General features: G+C 61.1%; 2 protein-coding genes and 1 pseudogene. All 3 read right to left on the bottom strand.

Annotated features, from left to right (window positions below; genetic code table 11):
• Nucleotides 1–374, bottom strand: a pseudogene (locus L7D48_RS28830) (RHS repeat-associated core domain-containing protein); the annotation flags it as partial.
• A 124-nt stretch (nucleotides 375–498) separates the two neighbouring features.
• The gene (locus tag L7D48_RS28825) at nucleotides 499–888 is read right to left on the bottom strand and encodes a hypothetical protein (RefSeq protein ID WP_237884049.1); all 390 of its coding nucleotides are present in this window, start codon (nucleotides 886–888) and stop codon (nucleotides 499–501) included.
• Between the two features lie 6 nt (nucleotides 889–894).
• Entirely contained in the window at nucleotides 895–1254 is a 360-nt protein-coding gene (locus tag L7D48_RS28820) for a putative adhesin (RefSeq protein WP_237884047.1), read from the bottom strand.
• Between the last annotated feature and the right edge of the window lie 159 nt (nucleotides 1255–1413).

Here is a 1413-nt window from a genome sequence, read left to right as displayed (position 1 = left end):
GCCAGGCCCAGGGGGTCGGGGGTGGTGTAGCGGCCGGTGGCCGGGTCGTAGTAACGGAAGTAGTTGTAGTGCAGGCCGGTCTCGGGGTCGTGGTACTGGCCGGGGAACCGCAGGGGTGTGTAGGTGGTGGCGTCGCGGTTCCAGGTGGTGGTGCCCCACAGGGTGGTGCGGGTGTGCCAGGCGATGCGGCCGGTCTCGTCGACGAGTTCGGTGGGGGCGCCGACCAGGTCGGTGACGATGGCGAAGAAACGCCGGTCGATCTCGCTCTGGTCGGCGGGGTCGAGGAGGCGTTCGGTCTGGGCCAGGGGGGTGAGGCCGTCGTGGTCCCAGGTGAGGGCGACCGGGTGGGGCAGATCGGGTGAGGTGGTGGTCTGACCGACCCGGTCACCGAATCAGGAAATCTTTCATCCTTACGGATTCAGGCCCTTCATATGCTTCCTTTTGTAATGCCGGTCGAGGATCGGGCGCCCAGTGAACCCCATATTTGAGGGAGGTGCTTCAGCTTGAGCCCAGGGCGAGGACCGATTCGATAAATTCCTCGGGTGGCAGGTAGGCGTGGCTCTCCACGTAGTGAACGATCATAGCGGGGGCGGCGTAGACGGCTCCTTCACGCCCCGGCACCCGGATTTCTCCGCTACCGATGAAGGTGTTTCCTCGGGAAGTGTTTTCCCTGGCCACTTCGAAACTTGGACATAGCTCGCAGAAATGCATGCCGCGCTGCATGTTAACTTTTCTCTCTGCCAGCTTTGCCAGAGCTTCGATGAGCCCCTCCGGAGCTTCTCCAGTTCTGTATCCGTGCTCGCGCGAAAGCCATCCCACGTTCAGGAGAGTGTTACTGGAGTCAACCTCGTCGTATGAATATGGTGTTAGGTCTGCATAATAGGTCATACTGCCTCACCAGGGGCTCTTGTGTTCGCGACAGATTACCACGTGCACTGCCCCCATGCCCTCGTTCACTATCTCGCTAAGGCGAGTCGGTGCATTCACCGTTATCGATCTGCTGCTGGTGTTCAGATCCCTGGGGACGTCCACGGTGTAATTTGGGAGACTCTTTCCGGGGCCGAATGTCTCAGTGGGGTTTCTGTTTCCTCCGGTCTCGATTTCGAACCCTATCGAATCCTTGAGGCGGCCACCGTCTTCGACATAGAACTTGAGCCATGTGCCAGGCGGCACGATCATGTCGCCCGCGCCCATCTCGTAATATCCGTGTCCCGAGATGACCTGGGAATTGTCCGTTCTTCCTCTCTGGGTCACGTTCGCGGCCCAGTCATTTCCGTTCCCTTGCCCATGGCTCGGTGGCCGAGGTCGCCTGTCGAGTTCGGGTGGGCACGGAGAGAGCCCCAGTGGATCGATCTGCACATGGGGGTTCGTCGTATACGTGGCCGGGTTGGGGGAGGGGGCCAGGCCCAGGGG

It is taken from the genome of Streptomyces sp. ICN903 (assembly GCF_022015835.1).
GTDB classification, from domain to species: Bacteria; Actinomycetota; Actinomycetes; order Streptomycetales; family Streptomycetaceae; genus Streptomyces; species Streptomyces fenghuangensis.
This window is presented reverse-complemented; position numbering and strand designations above follow the sequence as displayed.

Excerpts from the sequence above, each read along its gene's own strand:
- L7D48_RS28825 (WP_237884049.1), bottom strand. The coding sequence starts at position 888 with ATGACCTATTATGCAGACCTAACACCATATTCATACGACGAGGTTGAC.